At 56.7% G+C, this 19,727-nt stretch carries 14 protein-coding genes; 5 read left to right on the top strand and 9 right to left on the bottom strand.

The genetic code is table 11. From position 1 onward, the window contains the following. Window positions 1-9: 9 nt before the first annotated feature. The 6 genes from rmf to rlmKL form a co-directional block, all read right to left on the bottom strand. Window positions 10-177, bottom strand: coding sequence for a ribosome modulation factor (gene rmf / locus RTN40_RS14575; protein ID WP_072015258.1), 168 nt, complete (start codon window positions 175-177; stop codon window positions 10-12). Window positions 178-432: 255 nt separating this feature from the next. Beyond that, on the bottom strand, window positions 433-1,014 hold the full coding sequence (gene pqiC / locus RTN40_RS14570) for a membrane integrity-associated transporter subunit PqiC (RefSeq protein ID WP_312229078.1): 582 nt from the start codon (window positions 1,012-1,014) through the stop codon (window positions 433-435). Beyond that, window positions 1,011-2,651, bottom strand: coding sequence for an intermembrane transport protein PqiB (pqiB, locus tag RTN40_RS14565; RefSeq protein ID WP_312229077.1), 1,641 nt, complete (start codon window positions 2,649-2,651; stop codon window positions 1,011-1,013). The genes pqiC and pqiB overlap by 4 nt, the downstream gene beginning before the upstream one ends. Before the next feature lie 3 nt (window positions 2,652-2,654). Beyond that, window positions 2,655-3,908, bottom strand: a complete 1,254-nt coding sequence (pqiA, locus tag RTN40_RS14560; RefSeq protein ID WP_312210452.1) for a membrane integrity-associated transporter subunit PqiA — start codon at window positions 3,906-3,908, stop codon at window positions 2,655-2,657. Between the two features lie 14 nt (window positions 3,909-3,922). Beyond that, window positions 3,923-5,830 carry an ABC transporter ATP-binding protein gene (locus tag RTN40_RS14555; RefSeq protein WP_312210450.1) on the bottom strand — a complete coding sequence of 636 codons (1,908 nt, stop codon included), beginning with the start codon at window positions 5,828-5,830 and terminating at the stop codon, window positions 3,923-3,925. 15 nt (window positions 5,831-5,845) lie between these two features. Next, window positions 5,846-7,954: a bifunctional 23S rRNA (guanine(2069)-N(7))-methyltransferase RlmK/23S rRNA (guanine(2445)-N(2))-methyltransferase RlmL gene (gene rlmKL, locus RTN40_RS14550; RefSeq protein ID WP_312229076.1), complete on the bottom strand. Its 2,109-nt coding sequence runs from the start codon at window positions 7,952-7,954 to the stop codon at window positions 5,846-5,848. Window positions 7,955-8,053: 99 nt separating this feature from the next. Between rlmKL and RTN40_RS14545 the strand changes: the two genes are divergently transcribed. Next, window positions 8,054-9,163, top strand: a complete 1,110-nt coding sequence (locus RTN40_RS14545; RefSeq protein ID WP_312229075.1) for a YcbX family protein — start codon at window positions 8,054-8,056, stop codon at window positions 9,161-9,163. Here RTN40_RS14545 and zapC read toward each other — a convergent pair. From zapC to pepN, 3 genes are all read right to left on the bottom strand, one after another. Further along, window positions 9,160-9,696 carry a cell division protein ZapC gene (gene zapC / locus RTN40_RS14540; protein WP_312229074.1) on the bottom strand — a complete coding sequence of 179 codons (537 nt, stop codon included), beginning with the start codon at window positions 9,694-9,696 and terminating at the stop codon, window positions 9,160-9,162. The two genes, RTN40_RS14545 and zapC, sit on opposite strands and share 4 nt — an antisense overlap. Before the next feature lie 167 nt (window positions 9,697-9,863). Further along, window positions 9,864-10,874 carry a quinone-dependent dihydroorotate dehydrogenase gene (pyrD, locus tag RTN40_RS14535; protein WP_312210443.1) on the bottom strand — a complete coding sequence of 337 codons (1,011 nt, stop codon included), beginning with the start codon at window positions 10,872-10,874 and terminating at the stop codon, window positions 9,864-9,866. Between the two features lie 167 nt (window positions 10,875-11,041). Continuing rightward, entirely contained in the window at window positions 11,042-13,654 is a 2,613-nt protein-coding gene (pepN, locus tag RTN40_RS14530; protein WP_312229073.1) for an aminopeptidase N, read from the bottom strand. A gap of 262 nt (window positions 13,655-13,916) precedes the next feature. Between pepN and pncB the strand changes: the two genes are divergently transcribed. The 4 genes from pncB to aspC all read left to right on the top strand — a co-directional run bounded on the left by pncB (window position 13,917) and on the right by aspC (window position 19,723). After that, window positions 13,917-15,119 (top strand): nicotinate phosphoribosyltransferase, encoded by a 1,203-nt coding sequence (pncB, locus tag RTN40_RS14525; protein ID WP_312229072.1) that lies wholly within the window; start codon window positions 13,917-13,919, stop codon window positions 15,117-15,119. Between the two features lie 164 nt (window positions 15,120-15,283). Continuing rightward, complete coding sequence (asnS, locus tag RTN40_RS14520; RefSeq protein ID WP_312229071.1) at window positions 15,284-16,684, top strand: asparagine--tRNA ligase; 1,401 nt, start codon at window positions 15,284-15,286, stop codon at window positions 16,682-16,684. Between the two features lie 597 nt (window positions 16,685-17,281). Further along, the gene (ompF, locus tag RTN40_RS14515; protein WP_312229070.1) at window positions 17,282-18,346 is read left to right on the top strand and encodes a porin OmpF; all 1,065 of its coding nucleotides are present in this window, start codon (window positions 17,282-17,284) and stop codon (window positions 18,344-18,346) included. A gap of 186 nt (window positions 18,347-18,532) precedes the next feature. Then, window positions 18,533-19,723 (top strand): aspartate transaminase, encoded by a 1,191-nt coding sequence (aspC, locus tag RTN40_RS14510; protein ID WP_312229069.1) that lies wholly within the window; start codon window positions 18,533-18,535, stop codon window positions 19,721-19,723. Window positions 19,724-19,727: the final 4 nt, after the last annotated feature.

The raw sequence follows: 19,727 nt of genomic DNA, 5'->3' as shown, positions 1-19,727 counted from the left end.
GGGACAGAATCAGGCGATAACTACCCTGTCCTCCATGGCTTCTCGCCAGCCTCCAAGCCAGTATGATCTCTGATTCAGCGTCTGATAAGGACACAACTCTTTTGAGCGTCCGGCGATGCCGGCCTGATAACCACGTTGATGTGCCCGTTCCAGGCGATCTCGTTTTTGTCTCTTCATGCCTCGTTTCCCTCATTATTTGAGTCTGGTGGAAAAGAAAACAGTGGTTACAAAATGTGCAGCCACGCCTAAGAAATAGCGCGATCGCCACGCAGAGTCAATGCACAAAATTCATACCAATGTCATAAATGTGAGATATGCGAGGGTTCGTTTGTACAAAAAATGTGAGCAAGCACAGGTTTTACCCCTGCCTGTAGCATAAAAAAGCCACGCGACCATAAACGAAAGCGTGGCTTTTTTAGGATTAGTTGCAGATTAAGGTAAGCGATTTATCTCCCGGGCCATATTGCTGGCCTGCTGCGCCCACGCCTCGCCAAGCACCTTCACCATTGCGTCATAGCCATCCTGCGGCTGCGTCATCTCCACATAGAAGGGACGCTTGATTAGCGTGCCCTGGTGGTTGAGAAGCCACTCGCCGCTCACAATGACGTGTCCATCGTAACGACCATGAAAACCGGTCACGGTGACGTTAAGAGTATCCTGCTCGCTGCCCAGCGGCTGGGAGGCGACCACCCAGCCCGGAAGATTGCGGCTGAGGTTGGCCACCAGCGAGGTTCTCAGCTGCTGGTCGAGGGGGCTGGCCCACAGGTTATTGCTGGCAATAACGTACTGCACGTCGCTGGTCTGATAGACCACCCCATTCCCCGCCAGATAGTCCGGCACCGAGACCTGCTCTATCCACAGCTGACGCTGCCCCTGGCCGGGGCTGGGTGCCGTCATCGTACTCTGTGCCGTTACCGATCGTGGGCTTTCTGGTAGCTGATAGTAGCGAGTCTCCTCGCTGCTGCTGCAGGCGCTGAGCAGCAGCACTGCCATGGCGATTATCCCTTTTTTCACTGTTTTGCCCCCTTCGGCTCAGGATCTTTTTTGCCCTTCGCCTCAAAGACCAGGGCGTTGCTCTTCTGGTTAAGGGTTTGCAGCACCGGCTGCAGCTCGCGCAGAACCTGATCCAGACGCTGCATATCCGCCACCATCTTGTTATAGGCCGCCGATCCCGGCTGGAAGCCCTGCATGCTGCGGTTCAGCTCACGTAGCGTTTTCTGCATATCCTGCGGCAGACTCTGCACCGACTGGCTGGCGGTCAGCTTGTTGAGGTTGTCCAGCGTGGTTTGCAGGCGGCGCATTGTGCGCTGGCTCTCAGCGAGCGTGCCGGTTGCCTGCTCAAGCATCGGATTCAGCGGCAGATTGTTAATCTTATCCAGCGTATCCATCAGGCGCTGCTGGATCTGTGCCAGACCGCTGCTCACCGTCGGAATAATGCTGTAGCCGCCAAACTCGCGGATGCCGGTAATCGGCGGCGGTTTCGAGACGAAATCCAGATCCACATAGAGCGCGCCGGTGACCAGGTTACCGGTCTTCAGCGAACCGCGCAGCCCTTGATTCAGCAGCTGAGGCAGGTTAGTGAGGATATCCGGGCTTTCACCCATCTGGCTGGCGATCCGCTCTGGCTCAATGCGGATCAGCACCGGAATGCGGTAGTCCTCGTTCAGTGCCTGACGCAGGCCCGGCATAAAGAACGGTACTTTGTCAACGGTGCCAAGGCGCATGCCACGGAACTCCACCGGCGCGCCCGGTTGCAGGCCGCGAATGGAGTCTTTAAAGAACATCAGGAAATCTTTGTGCTCGGTATAAAGCGACTCCTGGATGCTGCGCTGGTTGTCATAGAGATCGAACTCTGTCTTCTCTGCTACCGGCTGGCCCAGGTCGTTGCCCTCGGGCACGTCAAAGCTGACGCCGCCGCCAAACAGGGTAGTCAACGCCCCCATCTCTACGCGCATGCCTGCCGAGGTGAGATCCACGGCGATACCGCTGTCTTTCCAGAAGCGGACGTTGCTGGTCACCAGCCGATCGTTAGGTGCGTTAATAAAGAGCTGATAGCTCATGGTACGCTTCTGCGGATCGAATACGCTGGTCTCTACTGAACCTACACGGTAGCCGCGAAAGAGTACCGGATCTCCCGGGGTGAGCTGGCCCGCTTTTTTACTGTCGAGCACTACACGGATCCCTTTCGCATCCGGCGGTGCCAGCGGCGGCGAGTCCAGTAGCTGGTAATCGTCACGCACGCCGCCTTTGGTTCCCGGCTGAAGCTCAATATAGGCCCCGGAGAGCAGCGTCCCCAGCCCGCTGATCCCTTCCCTGCCGACCTGTGGCTTCACAACCCAAAATACCGTATCGCCGTGCAGCAGCTTTTGCATATCGGCATTCAGCCGCGCCTTGATCTCAACGTGGGTCAGATCGTCGGTCAACGTTGCCGACTCCACCACGCCGACGTCAATGCTGCGGCTTTTGATGGTGGTTTTACCCGCTTCAATACCTTCAGCGTTGGTGGTGATCAGCGTCACCTCCGGCCCCTGGTGACTGTAGTGATAAAAGAGGATCCAGGCCCCAATTAGCGCCGTGATAATTGGGAAGATCCATACCGGTGACCAATTTTTCACCTTCTGCACTTTGGCTTCCCCACCTTTAGTCTCCATGCTTTACGACTCCTCCTGGCTTGATTCTGGCTCACGATCCCACGACAGGCGTGGGTCGAAAGTCATAGCCGCAATCATCGTCATGATGACAACCAGCGCAAACATCAGCGCGCCCATTGCGGGGTAAATGTTCATTAATCCGCCCATGCGTACCAGGGCAGAGAGTACGGCGATGACGAAGACGTCAATCATCGACCAGCGGCCAACAAATTCAACCACTTCATAAATCAGATGCATTCGCTCGCTGTCACGTCTGCCGTGCCCTTTCGCATCCCAGCAGAGCCAGGCGATGGCGATCATCTTCAGCGTCGGCACCATGATACTGGCGATAAAGATCACCAGCGCTACCGGATAAGAGCCTTCGCTCCAGAGCAGGATCACCCCCGCCAGAATGGTCGAGGGCATCTTATCCCCGAGCAGATCGGTGATCATGATGGGCAGAATGTTGGCCGGCAGGTAGAGCAGGATAGAGGTGACCAGCAGCGCCATCGTCAGCTGAATGCTGTTCCTGCGCCGGGCATGGCCGTGGCTATGGCAGCGGGGGCATACCGTCTGGTCGATGGGCAGCACCGCCGTGCAGGAGGCGCAGGAGCGCAGCCCCTGACGAATGCCCGGCACCCCGACTCGCAGCGGCTGGGCAAGCGCTGGTGCAGGGGCGATGTCGTCCCACAGCCAGCGCTTATCGACACACTGAAACGCGCGCAGATGCAAAATACAGAAGAGGCACCAGGGTATGAAACTGCTGCCAACGCCGAGATCGCCATAGGCCAGCAGCTTCACGAAGCTGACCAGCACCCCGGCAAGAAAAATCTCCGCCATCCCCCAGTTTTTCAAAATAAAGAAGATGCGGGCCAGAGCGCGCTTCAGGCCATCGGGCAGCGGAACCTGGTTCACCAGCAGGATAACGGTGACCAGGCAGAACGCGGGCACAAACTGGACAAAGAGCAAGAAGAAGGTGCCGAGGCTGGCATAATCCTCCGAGAACATGACGCCGGGGATCTCCATCAGCGTCACTTCACTGGTGACCCCTGCCACCTTCATGTAGACAAAGGGGAAGAGGTTAGCCAGCGCCAGCATAAACAGCGCCACGACCGAGTAGGCCAGCGGGCGCTGCCGGGGGGCATCCCAGCGGGTGGTCAGCGTATGGCCGCAGCGCGGACAGGTTGCCTTATGCCCGTGCGCCAGCGGTGGCAGCGCCACCAGCAGGTCGCACTGCGAACACAAAATGTGTCGGGCATCATGATGTTGTTCGCACATGCGCACTCCCTGAATTACGTCGCGTTTTTAAGCGCCTCAAGCTGCTCCCACCGCTCAAAGGCCTCTTCCAGCGCCTGCTCAGCGGCGGCCATCTCGTCTAACACCTTTTGCGTCTGCTCATGGGGCTGGCTGAAAAAGGCCCCATCAGCAACCTGCGCCTGCAGTGCGGTGAGATTCGCCTCCAGCTCTTCAAGCCGTTGTGGAAGCTGCTCAAGTTCCCGCTGCAGGTTATAGCTTAGTTTGCTCCCGCCGCGTTTGACAGTTTCTGCTTTTGCCGCCGGGGCGTCGGTCACCTTTTTAGTAACAGACTGTTTTTGCGCCTGAGAGGCAGCCTGCTGGCCTCGCGCATCCTGATAGCCACCCACGTAGCGGCCAATCCGCCCCTGGCCTTCAAAGATCCAGCACTCGGTCACGGTGTTATCGACAAATTGACGATCGTGGCTTACCAGCAGAACCGTACCCTGGTAGCCATCGATTAGCTCTTCCAGCAGCTCGAGGGTTTCAACGTCGAGGTCGTTGGTCGGTTCATCGAGGATCATCAGGTTGCTGGGCTTGAGGAACAGACGCGCCAGCAGCAGGCGGTTACGCTCCCCGCCGGAGAGCGCCCGTACCGGGGTCATCGCCCGTTTCGGGTGGAACAGGAAGTCCTGCAGGTAGCCCAGCACGTGGCGCGGCTTACCGTTGACCATTACCTCCTGCTTGCCCTCGGCGAGGTTATCCATCACCGTCCGATCCGGATCCAGCTCCGCACGGTGCTGATCAAAGTAGGCTACTTCCAGCTTGGTGCCGATATGAATACGCCCGCTGTCAGCCTGCAGCTGGCCGAGCATCAGCTTCAGCAGCGTGGTTTTACCGCAGCCGTTCGGGCCAATCAGGGCAATTTTATCCCCACGCTGGACCTGGGCGGAGAAGTCGGTAACCAGCTTTTTGCCGTCCACGCCGTAGTGCACGTTCTCCATCTCAATAACGATTTTGCCGGAGCGGGCGGCCTCTTCGACCTGCATCTTCGCGCTGCCCATCACCTCACGACGTTCGCTACGCTCGCGACGCATCGCCTTCAGGGCACGGACGCGCCCTTCGTTACGGGTGCGGCGCGCTTTGATGCCCTGGCGGATCCACACCTCTTCCTGCGCCAGCTTGCGGTCAAATTCAGCGTTTTGCAGCTCTTCAACCCGCAGCGCCTCCTCTTTCTCCAGCAGATACTGGTCGTAGTTACCCGGATAGGTGACCAGCTTGCCGCGATCGAGATCGACAATGCGCGTCGCCATATTGCGGATAAACGAACGGTCGTGGGAGATGAAGATAATGGTCCCGTTGAAGGTTTTCAGGAAGCCTTCCAGCCAGTCGATGGTTTCGATATCCAGGTGGTTAGTCGGTTCGTCCAGCAGCAGCACGCGCGGGTTGCTCACCAGCGCACGCCCCAGCGCCGCCTTACGCAGCCAGCCGCCGGAGAGCGAGGCCAGCGCCATATCGGCTTCCAGACCCAGCTGGGCCAGCACCTCGTTGATGCGGTTTTCCATCTGCCAGAGACCGTAGTGATCCAGCAGCTCCTGCAGGCGCGCCATCTCGTTGAGGTTTTTTTCGCTCGGATCGCTCATCACCAGATGGGAGATCTCATGGTAACCCTTGAGGTACTCCGCCTGCTCCGAGATCCCCTCGGCAACAAAATCGTAGACGCTGCCGGCAACGTTACGCGGCGGATCCTGCTGCAGGCGCGCCACGACCAGATCCTGCTCATAGACGATACGGCCATCGTCCAGACCCTGCTCGCGGTTGAGGATCTTCATCAGGGTGGATTTACCCGCGCCGTTACGTCCGACCAGGCAGACGCGCTCGTTGTCTTCGATGTGAAGCTCGGCGTTGTCCAGAAGCGGCGAGTCGCTGAACGACAGCCAGGCGCCGTGCATACTAATTAATGACATCTTATTCTATTCCTCTCAGGCTGCGGTAATCAGCCAGCAGTTATGGATCTGACGGTTGCGGGCGAAATCCTGCGACTGCGTTTTTTGGGTAATATCTTGTGCTTTCAGCCCCAGTTCAGCCAGCCCGTCGTGATCCATGCGGAAACCGCGTTTGTTGTTTGAGAACATAATCGTGCCGCCTTTACGCAGCATCCGTTTTAAGTCTTTCATTAAGCTCAGGTGATCGCGCTGGACGTCAAACGCCTCTTCCATTCGCTTGGAGTTGGAGAAGGTCGGCGGATCGATAAAGATCAGATCGAACTGCTCGTCGGTATCCCGCAGCCAGCCCATCACGTCGGCCTGCATCAGACGATGCTGGCGACCGGTGAGACCATTCAGGCGCAGGTTACGCTCGGCCCACTCCAGGTAGGTGCGCGACATATCGACGGTAGTGGTCGATGCTGCCCCGCCCAGCCCCGCATGTACGCTGGCGCTGCCGGTGTAGGAGAAGAGGTTAAGGAAGTCTTTGCCTTTACTCATCTGACCGAGCATCCGCCGGGCGATACGGTGGTCAAGGAACAGGCCAGTATCCAGGTAGTCGGTCAGGTTGACCCACAGGCGAGCGTTGTATTCGCTCACCTCCATAAACTCGCCCTTCTCGTTCATCTTCTGGTACTGGTTCTTGCCCTTCTGGCGCTCGCGGGTCTTCAGCACCAGCTTGTTAGGCGCGATCCCCAGCACCGTAATGGTGGCGGCAATGATATCCAGCAGGCGCTGACGAGCCTTCTGTGGATCGACGGTTTTCGGCGGAGCGTACTCCTGCACTACTACCCAGTCGGCATAGCGGTCTACCGCGACGTTATAGTCCGGCAGATCGGCATCGTAGAGGCGATAACACTCGATCCCCTCCTGGCGCGCCCACTTCTCCAGCTTTTTGACGTTCTTGCGCAGGCGGTTGGCGTAATCTTCCGCCATGCCGCTGGCCTTGATATCACCGAAGTTCTCCGCAATGGAGTAGTTTTTCTGCACGCAGTCCAGCGGGCCGTTTTTGGCTTTGAACTGGCGATCGGCGCGCAGCTGCAGGCAGTTAAGCAGCTCCGGCGAGGCGCTGAACAGAGAGACATTCCAGCCGCCGAAACTGTTTTTCAGCGTACGGCCGAGCAGGCTATGCATGGCAATCAGCGCTGGTTCGCTCTCCAGACGCTCACCGTACGGCGGGTTGCTGAGCACGGTACCGTGCGGCCCTTCCGGCAGCGGATTAGTCAGCTGGGCGACGTCTTTGACGTTAAAGTCGATCAGCTCGCTGACCCCTGCGCGACGGGCGTTGCTGCGAGCAATATCGATCACGCGGGCATCGCTGTCGGAGCCATAGAAACGCGAGCCGTAGTCCGCCAGCCCTTGACGGGCGCGGGTCTGCGCCTCGGCTTTCACCTCTTTCCACAGCGCTTCATCGTGCTGCGCCCAGCCGTCAAAGCCCCAGTGGCGACGATGCAGGCCTGGGGCGCGGTCGGTGGCGAGCATCGCCGCCTCGATTAACAGGGTGCCGGAGCCGCAGAGCGGATCGAGCAGCGGCGTACCCGGCTGCCAGCCGGAGCGCATTACCACCGCCGCTGCCAGGGTCTCTTTCATTGGTGCAAGTCCGGCCCGGTCGCGATAGCCGCGCAGGTGCAGGCCGTCGCCGCTGAGATCGAGGGCGATATGGGCCGTCTCTTTATTCAGCCAGACGTTGATGCGCATATCCGGCTGCTCGCGATCGACGTTTGGACGCTCCATATTCTTACGCGTAAAACTATCGACGATGGCGTCTTTTACCCTCATGGCACCGTACTGGCTGTTGCGGATCTCCTCATTCAGCCCGCTGAAGTGTACGGCAAAGGTTGCGCCGGGATTGAAAATCTCCGTCCAGTCAATCGCCTGCACGCCCATATAGAGGTCAAGGTCGCTGTAGACCTTGCACTCGTTCAGCGGCAGGATAATGCGCGAAGCCAGGCGACTCCACATCAGGCTCTGGTAAATGAGCCGGGTGTCCCCCTCAAAATGGACACCGCCCTGAACCACCTGAGCATGCTGCGCCCCGAGGTTTTCCAGTTCAGTTTTTAACAGCTCTTCCAGCCCACGGGCCGTACTGGCAAACAGAGAATTCATATCGTCACTTTTACTCTAATAAAATTGTTGCGCATTATAGCCAATATAAGTGGGATGTCATAAAGTTGAGACCCTATTTTCACACCCATGGAGGGCGCAATGGCTACCCTGTCGCGGCTTTTTATTCATCCGGTCAAATCGATGCGCGGAATTGGCCTCACGCACGCCCTGGCCGACATCAGCGGTCTGGCCTTTGACCGTATCTTTATGGTCACTGAACCTGACGGTACCTTTATTACCGCCCGCCAGTACCCACAGCTGGTACGTTTTATTCCGTCGCCGCTGCATGATGGCCTGCATCTCACCGCGCCCGACGGCAGCAGCGCCCTGGTCCGCTTTGCTGATTTTATCAGCGATGCCGAGCCGACCGAGGTGTGGGGAAATCATTTTACCGCATTAATCGCCCCGGAGGCGATCAACCAGTGGCTGAGCGGCTTCTTTAACCGCGAGGTGCAGCTGCGCTGGGTAGGACAAGAACCCACCCGCCGCGTAAAGCGCTTTGAGAGCGTACCGCTCTCCTTTGCCGATGGATTTCCCTATCTGCTCACCAACGAGGCCTCGCTGCGTGATTTGCAGAGCCGCTGCCCGGCCAGCATCCAGATGGAGCAGTTTCGTCCGAACCTGGTGGTGACCGGGGCGCAGGCATGGGAGGAGGATAGCTGGAAAACCGTGCGCATCGGCGAGGTCATTTTTGACGTGGTGAAACCCTGTAGCCGCTGCGTATTTACCACCATCAGCCCCGAACGTGGCCAGAAGCACCCGGCGGGTGAGCCGCTGCATACCCTGCAACAGTTCCGCACCGCGGTTGATAATGGCGACGTCGATTTCGGCCAGAATCTAATTGCCCGCAACAGCGGCGTGATCCGCGTCGGTGACGAGGTAAGCGTGCTGGCGAGCGGTCCGGCGAGAGCGTATGGCGCAGGCGAGCCGGTTGAGACGCTGGAAGTTGAGGAGCAGGCAGCCTCGACGGTGACCATCGACTGGCAGGGAGAGCGCTTTACGGGGAATAACCAACAGGTGCTGCTTGAACAGCTGGAGAGCCAGGGGATCCGTGTGCCCTACTCCTGCCGCGCCGGGATCTGTGGCTGCTGCCGCGTACGTCTGGTGGAAGGAGAAGTCAGCGCCCTGAAGCAGTCCGCCATCGGCGACGACGGCACCATCCTGAGCTGCAGCTGCATTCCTAAAACGCCGCTGGTGCTGGAACCTTAAACTGCCTGCTCCAGGCTGTACATCTGGGGCAGCGGTCGCATACGATCGTTCATGATCTTGATCGCGTCGCCGAGCTGCATCGTACGTCCGGCAATCACCACGCCGGGCTGTGCCAGCAGGCAGAGGGTAGCGTTATCACCCGGCTCCACCACCAGCAGGTTAACCTGTTCGGCGGTGTCGCTGAGCCAGACGCTGGCGGCTTCGCCCAGCTCGGGCTGCCAGCTGTCGCTATATGAATGGAAGTGCCAGCTTTTAGGCATCTGTGGCTTCAGGAAGCGGATCGCCACCAGCGCATTCAGCACCAGCTCGGCCCGCTGCTCCCGGGAGAGATCAAACTCGCGGCAGCGCTCCTCAAAGGAGAAGTAGAGCGCGGCGTCATCCACGCAGAAACCAGAGGGTGCGAACGCGTCCGGCGTCAGCATCCGACGGGCGTAACGGGAGCGAAACAGCATCCCATTGGCGAGATCGAGCATCATCCGATCGTGCTCTTCGTCGTAGTACCAGCGCCAGTTATCGTCAGGTTTGATTCGCATTTTCCTCTCCGCTCCCCCTTAAGCGTCCTGCTGCTTTTGTGTCCGTTGCTAGCGTTCCGCTTACCACAAAAAGTCAATAATGAGAACGTTTAATAAACAACAACGAGGGGAATATAAAACAACCAGGGACGGAAATAAACCCCTGGTTAACATTTAGACGCAAAGGATTAGATATGGTTAACGATTTCTTTAATCAGCGGCGGACCTTTAAATATAAAGCCGGAATAGATCTGCACCAGCGTCGCACCGGCGGCAATTTTCTCCCGCGCGGCGATAACGGAGTCGATTCCGCCGACGCCAATAATCGGCAGCTGGCCATTCAACTCCTGCGCCAGGCGGCGAATAATTTCGGTGCTTTTTAGCTGCAGTGGACGACCGCTTAAGCCCCCGGTTTCATCGCAGTGCCGCATTCCCTGCACCAGACCTCTTTCAAGGGTGGTATTGGTGGCGATAACGCCATCGATATTATGGCGAACCAGGCTGTCAGCGACCTGAATTAACTCCTCAACGGAGAGATCAGGAGCAATTTTCACCGCCACAGGGACATATTTATGGTGAATATTCTGCAGCTCGCGCTGCTTATTTTTGATGGCGGAGAGCAGATCGTCCAGCGCCTCACCGTATTGCAGCGAGCGTAGGCCAGGGGTATTTGGCGAGGAGATGTTAATCGCAATATAGCCCGCGTAGGGATAGACTTTATCCATACAGATCAGGTAGTCATCCTTGCCCTGCTCCACCGGCGTATCTTTATTTTTGCCAATATTAATACCCAGCACGCCGTCAAAATGGGCTTTTTTGACGTTCTCGACCAGGTTATCCACGCCGAGGTTATTGAACCCCATACGGTTAATTAACCCCTCGGCCTCGACAAGGCGGAAGATACGCGGCTTATCGTTGCCCGGCTGCGGGCGTGGGGTCACGGTACCAATTTCGATAGCGCCAAAACCCATGGCACCCAGCGCATCAATGCACTCGCCGTTTTTATCCAGACCCGCTGCCAGGCCAAGCGGATTCTTAAAGGTCAGCCCCATGCAGGAGACCGGCTTTTGCGGCACGTTCTGGCGTACCAGCGCGGCTAAAGGGGTGCCGGAAATACGGCGTAACTGCTGAAACGTAAATTCATGAGCGCGCTCGGGGTCGAGCTGGAAAAGGGCTTTACGAACGAAGGGGTAGTACATGAACTCTCCTGGATTCCCGGTGTGCAAACCGGGGGCGTATTATCTGCGATTGTGACGCGAAAGGGAATTGACCTGGGGCAATTAATTCAGATAAAACGCAAACGATTTCCTGGAGAGAGGTAATAAAGGGGGAAAAACCGGGCAGCAGGCTGCCGCCCGGCGATTTATCAGGCCAGCGCCTTAGCAATCTTCTCGTAAAGATCGCCAGAGAGGTTCTCAAGGCCCTTCAGCTGCTCCAGCGCCGCACGCATCTGCGCCTGACGGCCTTCATCGTAACGTTTCAGGCGGATCAGCGGCTCGATCAGGCGGGACGCTACCTGCGGGTTACGGCTGTTAAGCTCGGTCAGCATCTCTACCATGAAACGGTAGCCGCTGCCGTCTTCAGCATGGAACGCCGCCGGGTTGCTGCCGGCAAACGCGCCAATCAGCGAACGAACGCGGTTCGGGTTGCTGAGGGTAAAGGAGCGGTGGTTAAGCAGACCACGCACGGTCTCCAGCACGTTGCTGGCCGGGCTGGTGGCTTGCAGAATAAACCACTTGTCCATCACCAGACCGTCCTGATGCCATTTGTCGTCGTACTCCTGCATCAGCGCGTCACGGCACGGCAGCTGCGCCGCCACGGCAGCAGAGAGCGCCGCCAGCGCATCGGTCATGTTATCCGCGGTGTGATACTGCTGGGTAACCAGAGCATCGCCCAGCTTGACGTCGCCAAACGCCAGATAGCGCAGACAGGTGTTGCGCAGCGAGCGCTTGCCGATATCCGCATGCTCAACCCGATAGGCATCCAGTTTGTGGGCGTTGTAGACCGCAAGGAACTCGTCGGAAAGCTCGGTTGCCAGGGTACGGGTCAGCGCTTCGCGAACGGCAACGATCGCTACCGGATCGATGATATCGAACAGCTCGGCCATCTCGCCTGCTGAAGGCAGGGTCAGGATCTCCGCCGCCAGGGCCGGATCGATGTCGGCATCCAGCAGGATCGCCCGGAAGGCGTCGGCTACGTGCAGCGGCAGCGACAGCGGCTGGCCCTGCTGATGGCGGGCCACGTTCAGCTTGATATAGGTCGCCAGCAGGCTCTGAGCCGCGTCCCAGCGAGAGAAGTCGTTGCGCGCATGGCGCATCAGGAACGTCAGCTGCTGATCGCTCCATTTATACTCCAGCTTCACCGGCGCGGAGAACTCGCGCAGCAGGGAGGGTACCGGCTGGAAGTAGACCTTATCAAAGACGAAGGTCTGCTCCTCCTGAGTGACGTTGAGCACGTGGTGCACCGGATGACCCTCTTTTTGCAGCGGGATGACCTTGCCTTCGTTATCGTACAGCTCAATATCAAACGGAATATGCAGAGGCAGCTTCTCTTCCTGCTCGGCCGTCGGCGGCGTGCGCTGGCTGATGGTCAGGGTGTACTGCTCGGTCTCTGGATTGTAGTCGTCACGAACGCTCACAATCGGCGTACCCGACTGGCTGTACCAGCGGCGGAAATGGGAGAGATCGACGTTGGAGGCATCCTCCATCGCCTGGACAAAATCGTCGCAGGTGGCGGCGCTGCCGTCATGACGTTCAAAGTAGAGCTGCATCCCGCGCTGGAAGTTCTCTTCACCCAGCAGGGTATGCAGCATGCGGATCACTTCCGAACCCTTCTCATACACCGTCAGGGTATAGAAGTTGTTCATCTCGATCACCTTGTCAGGACGGATCGGGTGCGCCATCGGGCTGGCATCTTCAGCAAACTGCAGGCCGCGCATGGTGCGCACGTTGCTGATGCGGTTCACCGCGCGGGAGCCGAGATCGGAGCTGAACTCCTGATCGCGGAATACCGTCAGCCCCTCTTTCAGGCTCAGCTGGAACCAGTCGCGGCAGGTGACGCGGTTGCCGGTCCAGTTATGGAAATATTCATGGCCGATCACCCGCTCAATATCGAGGTAGTCTTTATCAGTGGCGGTGTCGGTGCGGGCCAGCACATATTTGGAGTTGAAGACGTTGAGACCTTTGTTCTCCATCGCCCCCATATTAAAGAAGTCTACGGCGACGATCATATAGATGTCGAGATCGTACTCAAGACCAAAGCGCTCCTCGTCCCACTTCATGGAATTTTGCAGGGAGGTCATTGCCCACGGGGCGCGATCGAGGTTGCCGCGATCGACGAACAGCTCCAGCGCCACCTCGCGGCCAGAGCGAGTGGTAAAGGTGTCGCGCAACACGTCAAAATCACCGGCCACCAGCGCGAACAGGTAGCAGGGTTTCGGGAATGGATCCTGCCACTGCACCCAGTGACGGCCATTCTCCAGATCGCCCTCGCCCACGCGGTTACCGTTGGAGAGCAGGAACGGATATTTACTCTTATCAGCGATGATTTTAGTGGTAAAGCGCGCCAGCACGTCCGGGCGATCGAGATACCAGGTGATATGGCGGAAGCCCTCGGCTTCACACTGGGTACAGAGCGCTTCGCCCGACTGATAAAGCCCTTCCAGCGCGGTGTTGGCAGCCGGGCTAATCTCGTTAACAATGCGCAGGGTAAACCGATCCGGCAGGTTATTAATAACCAGCGCGTTCTCTTCACTCTGGTAATCTGACCACGGCTGTCCGTCAACATGAATGGAGACGAGAGTCAGATCTTCGCCGTTAAGACGTAAAGGCTCGGCCGCTGCGCCCTGGCGGGAAATTTTGCTTTCAGCCGTGACGACGGTTTTAACAGCATCAAGATCGAAGGTCAGGTCAATATCGCTAATCAGGTAATCTGGCGCACGGTAGTCGTGGCGGTATTTGGCTTGGGGCTGTTGAGTCATAAAAAACCTTTAGCATCTCATTAGGGTAACGACTCAGTCTATTCCTGTTGCCCCTTTCACGCCATGCGCAAAGAGACTCTTTTCAAGGCAAAAAGCCCTGTTTGCTACATTTTGATAACAGGGGCACAAATTGCTCTCGACCATCTCACCTTGTTATGTTGTGATCCAGGTTCATTAAACCGATAATCAGGGTATACTCCTGCGTCTTTATCTGCTTTAGCTTTGATGGAAACGCTCAGGTGAGAGGATGCTACGGCGCACCATGACACAACTCGCTACCCCTATTCTGCAAACGCTGCTGGATACCGACGCCTATAAGCTGCATATGCAGCAGGCGGTTTTTCATCAATACCATGATGTCCATGTGTCGGCAGAGTTTCGCTGCCGGGGCGATGACCTGCTAGGTATCTATGCCGATGCCATCCGCGAGCAGGTCGATGCCATGCAGCATCTGCGCCTGCAGGATGATGAATATCAGTGGCTCTCAGGCCTGCCCTTCTTCCGCGCCGACTATCTCAACTGGCTGCGATCGTTCCGCTATGATCCAAGCCAGGTCGTGATCACCAATGACCAGGGCAGGCTCTCTATCCACCTCGCAGGTCCATGGCGCGAAGTGATCATGTGGGAGGTGCCGCTGCTGGCAGTGATCAGCGAGGTCGTACACCGCTACCGCTCGCCTGAGGCGGGCGTCAGTGAAGCGCTGGCGACCCTTGAAGAGAAGCTGGCGAACTTCTCCCAGATGACCGCTGGCCTGGATATGTCCCGCTTCCGCCTGATGGACTTCGGCACCCGCCGCCGCTTCTCCCGCGACGTGCAGCAGGCCATCGTTGAGCGCCTTCAGCAGGAGCCATGGTTTGTCGGCACCAGCAACTACGATCTTGCCCGCCGCCTGAACTTAACCCCGATGGGTACGCAGGCGCACGAGTGGTTCCAGGCGCACCAGCAGATCAGCCCCGAGCTGGCCACCAGCCAGCGCGCCGCGCTTGCCGCCTGGCTGACCGAATACCCCGACCAGCTGGGTATTGCCCTGACCGACTGCATTACCATGGACGCCTTCCTGCGCGATTTTGGTCCGGAATTTGCCTCCCGCTACCAGGGGTTACGCCACGACTCCGGCGATCCGGTTGAGTGGGGTGAGAAAGCGATCGCCCACTATCAAAAGCTGGGAATCGATCCCCTTAGCAAGGTGCTGGTCTTCTCAGACAATCTTGACCTGAAAAAAGCGCTGGATCTCTATCGCCACTTCTCTGCCCGGGTCAATCTGAGCTTTGGTATCGGTACGCGCCTGACCTGCGATATTCCTCAGGTGAAGCCGCTGAATATCGTCATCAAGCTGGTGGAGTGTAACGGCAGGCCGGTGGCAAAACTCTCCGACAGTCCGGGTAAAACCATCTGTCATGACAAAGCATTTGTCCGGGCGCTGCGTAAAGCGTTCGATCTGCCACAGGTTAAAAAAGCCAGCTAATCCATGCAGGGAGCCTTGCCGGCTCCCTTTTCCCTTATTTATTTCTTATTTCTTCTCTTCTTACTGTTAATTCTGCTTGTCTGATGGCGCACGCCAGGTAACATAGGTAAACCACCCACTGGGGTGGAAAGCGTATTTTTCGGACAATTAACAGAGAGAATATTATGAGCGTTGTGCCTGTAGCCGACGTACTCCAGGGCCGCGTTGCCGTTGACCAAGAAGTCACCGTGCGCGGATGGGTACGTACCCGCCGAGATTCAAAAGCTGGCATCTCCTTCCTGGCCGTCTATGACGGTTCCTGCTTTGATCCTGTACAGGCCGTTATTAATAATTCTCTGCCCAATTACAATAACGAAGTGCTGCATCTGACCACCGGCTGCTCCGTAGTCGTAACCGGTAAAGTCGTCGCCTCGCCGGGCCAGGGCCAGAGCTTTGAGCTGCAGGCAAGCCACGTTGAAGTCACCGGCTGGGTTGAAGATCCGGATACTTACCCGATGGCGGCCAAGCGCCACAGCATCGAGTACCTGCGTGAAGTAGCGCACCTGCGTCCACGCACCAACCTGATCGGCGCGGTTGCCCGTGTCCGTCACACCCTGGCGCAGGCCCTGCACCGCTTCTTTGACGAGCAGGGCTTCTTCTGGGTCTCTACTCCGCTGATTACCGCCTCCGATACCGAAGGCGCTGGCGAGATGTTCCGCGTCTCGACGCTGGATCTGGAAAACCTGCCACGAAACGATCAGGGCAAGGTCGATTTTGACAAAGATTTCTTTGGCAAAGAGTCCTTCCTGACCGTTTCTGGCCAGCTGAACGGCGAGACCTACGCCTGCGCGCTGTCGAAAATCTATACCTTCGGTCCAACCTTCCGTGCGGAAAACTCCAACACCAGCCGCCATCTGGCTGAGTTCTGGATGCTGGAACCAGAGATCGCCTTTGCCGATCTGGAAGATAATGCCGCGCTGGCAGAGGCGATGCTGAAGTATGCCTTTAAAGCGGTGCTGACCGAACGTGCAGATGACATGAAGTTCTTTGCCGAGCGCGTGGATAAAGATGCCGTAACGCGTCTGGAGCGCTTCATCGAGGCGGACTTCGCGCAGGTAGACTACACCGACGCGGTAACCATTCTGGAAAACTGTGGTAAGCAGTTTGAGAACCCGGTTTACTGGGGTGTGGATCTCTCTTCCGAGCACGAGCGTTACCTGGCTGAAGAGCACTTCAAAGCGCCGGTCGTTGTCAAAAACTACCCGAAAGAGATCAAAGCCTTCTATATGCGCCTGAACGATGACGGTAAAACCGTTGCCGCCATGGACGTACTGGCACCGGGCATTGGTGAAATCATCGGTGGTTCCCAGCGTGAAGAGCGTCTGGACGTGCTGGATGCGCGTATGGCTGAAATGGGTCTCAATAAAGAGGACTACTGGTGGTACCGCGATCTGCGTCGCTACGGCACCGTACCGCATGCAGGTTTCGGCCTCGGCTTTGAACGTCTGATCGCCTACGTAACCGGCGTACAGAACGTTCGCGACGTGATCCCCTTCCCGCGTACACCGCGTAACGCCACGTTTTAACGTTCCTCCGGGCCAGCACATGCTGGCCCTTCTTCTTCTCAGTTTTGTCAACTTTCGTTAACAAAACGTCAGTAAAGCCGCCTATCAACCCTTCGCGAGTTAACGTCTGTAAGCATATTTTTCTGAAATAATTTCGCACAGAAATCATACTGCCTAAAACTTGCACAAAAATTTATGCTTTGGCTTTAGCACATTCGGATAAAACCTGCTCAGCTATCCAGATGTCCAAATACGGTAATGAGAAAAGATATCACTGACGCCTTTTCTGAATAACCCAGCCCTTTATCAAAATTAAACATAAGCAATTCATATATATAGTAATGGATCCGCTGATTTTATCGGCAACTCTATTGGAAACATGAAGTGGTTCACAAAGTTCCTTCAAATACACAAATTATTACACATTATTTCTTTTTGTTACCTCTTTAAGACATTTGTAGCACTTTCAAGGTAGCGAAACGTTTATATGAATGGAAAGATGCTTCTCAGACACAAAAAGACACCAAACTCTCATCAATAGTTCCGTAAATATTTATTGACAGGATTTATTGGCGGCGGTGGCAGGTGTTATAAAAAACCTAATGAGGGTAATAAATAATGATGAAGCGCAATATTCTGGCAGTGGTTATCCCTGCTCTGCTGGTAGCCGGTGCAGCAAACGCTGCAGAAATCTATAACAAAGCCGGTAACAAATTAGACCTGTACGGGAAAGCAGTTGGCCTGCACTACTTCTCTAAAAATGATGATAACGACGGCGACCAGACTTATGCGCGTCTGGGCTTCAAAGGCGAAACCCAGATCAACGACCAGCTGACCGGCTACGGTCAGTGGGAATACAACTTCCAGGGTAACAACTCTGAAGGCGGCGATGCCCAGTCCGGTAACAAAACCCGTCTGGCATACGCAGGTCTGAAATTCGCTGACGCAGGCTCCTTCGACTACGGTCGTAACTATGGCCTGGTCTATGACGTCATCGGTATCACCGATATGCTGCCTGAGTTCGGCGGCGACACTGGCGCGAGCGATGACTTCTTCGCTGGCCGTACCGGTGGTCTGGCAACTTACCGTAACAGCAACTTCTTCGGTCTGGTTGATGGCCTGAGCTTCGGCGTTCAGTACCTGGGCAAAAACGAGCGTGATTCTGCAGTAACTCGCTCTAACGGCGACGGCTGGGCAACCTCTCTGAGCTATGAGTTTGATGGCTTCGCGGTTCTGGGTGCTTACGGCGCCGCTGACCGTACCAACGCCCAGCAGGATCTGGTGTGGGGCGAAGGCGACAAAGCTGAGCAGTGGGCAACCGGCCTGAAATATGACGCGAACAACATTTACCTTGCTGCTCTGTACGGTGAAATGCGCAACGCAGCTCGTCTGGGCGGCAATGGCTACGCTAACAAAACTGAGGACTTCTCTGTCGTTGCTCAGTACCAGTTCGACTTCGGTCTGCGTCCGTCCCTCGCTTACTACAAATCTAAAGCGAAAGACGTAGAAGGTGGCATCGGTAGCGAAGATTACATCAACTACGTTGATATCGGCGCGACCTACTATTTCAACAAAAACATGTCCACCTATGTTGACTACCAGATCAACCTGCTGGATGACGACAACAAACTGGGCCTGAGCGATGATGACACCGTTGCTCTGGGTATCGTTTACCAGTTCTAATCTGTACACCTCGTTATTATATGCTTAAGAAACAGGGCCTCGGCCCTGTTTTTTTATGCCTGTAACGTTGGTCAGCCCCACTTGCGATCGCACTCTGTTTCTTTTTGTCGCAAACGGTTGGCAATTGATAAATCTCCCGTTAACCTGATACGCAACGCCCTTCTGTCATCAAAATGGAACCTCGTCATGTTTGAGAATATTACTGCAGCCCCTGCTGACCCTATTCTGGGGTTAGCCGATCTGTTTCGTGCCGACCAACGCCCGACAAAAATTAACCTTGGCATCGGCGTCTATAAAGATGAAACCGGGAAAACGCCGGTGCTGACCAGCGTTAAGAAAGCCGAGCAGTATCTGCTGGAGAATGAGACGACGAAGAACTATCTCGGCATCGACGGGATCCCGGAATTTGGCCGCTGCACCCAGGAGCTGCTGTTTGGTAAAGGCAGCGCGGTGATTAACGACCAGCGCGCCCGCACGGCGCAGACCCCTGGCGGCACCGGCGCGCTGCGCGTGGCCGCGGACTTCCTGGCGAAAAATACCGAGGTTAAACGCGTTTGGGTGAGCAATCCAAGCTGGCCGAACCATAAAGGCGTGTTTAACGCTGCCGGGCTTGAAGTACGCGAATACGCCTACTATGACGCAGCCAACCATAGCCTTGACTTTGATGGCCTGCTGGCGAGCCTGAACGAAGCCCAGGCCGGTGACGTGGTGCTCTTCCACGGCTGCTGCCACAACCCAACCGGCATCGATCCAACGCTGGATCAGTGGCAAACCCTGGCTCAGCTCTCCGTTGAGAAGGGTTGGCTGCCGCTGTTTGACTTCGCCTACCAGGGCTTTGCCCGTGGTCTGGAGGAGGATGCAGAGGGGCTGCGCGCCTTTGCCGCGCTACATAAAGAGCTGATCGTTGCCAGCTCCTACTCGAAAAACTTTGGCCTCTATAACGAGCGCGTCGGGGCCTGCACGCTGGTGACCGCCGATGCTGACACTGCCGACCGGGCCTTCAGCCAGCTGAAGTCCGTGATCCGTGCCAACTACTCCAACCCGCCGGCGCACGGTGCTTCCGTAGTCGCAACTATTCTCAGCAATGACGCCCTGCGTGCCATCTGGGAGCAGGAGCTGACCGATATGCGTCAACGCATTCAGCGCATGCGCCTGCTGTTTGTTAACACGCTGCAGGAGAAAGGCGCTAACCGCGACTTCAGCTTTATCATCAAGCAGAACGGCATGTTCTCGTTTAGCGGCCTGACCAAAGAGCAGGTGCAGCGCCTGCGGGAAGAGTTTGGCGTCTATGCAGTGGCATCCGGTCGCGTTAACGTCGCGGGCATGACCCCGGATAATATGGCTCCGCTGTGTGAAGCCATCGTTGCCGTGCTGTAAGGCA

The organism is Pseudescherichia sp., from assembly GCF_031987975.1.
GTDB lineage: Bacteria > Pseudomonadota > Gammaproteobacteria > Enterobacterales > Enterobacteriaceae > Pseudescherichia.
The sequence above is the reverse complement of the archived record's forward strand: the minus strand, read 5'-3'. Positions and strand labels throughout refer to the sequence as shown.